The organism is Enterobacter wuhouensis, from assembly GCF_004331265.1.
GTDB classification, from domain to species: Bacteria; Pseudomonadota; Gammaproteobacteria; order Enterobacterales; family Enterobacteriaceae; genus Enterobacter; species Enterobacter wuhouensis.
In genome coordinates, this window is record NZ_SJOO01000041.1 from 1 (window position 1) to 298 (window position 298).

The window sequence follows — 298 nt, forward strand, 5'->3', positions numbered from 1 at the left end:
CCAGATTTTTAAAGAGCAAAACTTCGCAGTGCACCTTTTCAGGTTCACTCTGAAGTTTTCTTGTATTTCGCAGTAAAAGGATGGTGGAGCTATGCGGGATCGAACCGCAGACCTCCTGCGTGCAAGGCAGGCGCTCTCCCAGCTGAGCTATAGCCCCATCGTTTGCAATCTCTGTACCGCTCATCCTTTAAAAGGAGTTTGGTAGGCCTGAGTGGACTTGAACCACCGACCTCACCCTTATCAGGGGTGCGCTCTAACCACCTGAGCTACAAGCCTGCAGAGATTTTTACTGCTATTT

General features: G+C 49.7%; 2 tRNA genes. Both read right to left on the bottom strand.

The features are described from left to right. Window positions 1-81 precede the first annotated feature (81 nt). Window positions 82-157 (bottom strand) — tRNA-Ala (locus tag E0L20_RS23795). A gap of 42 nt (window positions 158-199) precedes the next feature. Further along, window positions 200-276, bottom strand: a tRNA-Ile gene (locus tag E0L20_RS23800). Window positions 277-298: the final 22 nt, after the last annotated feature.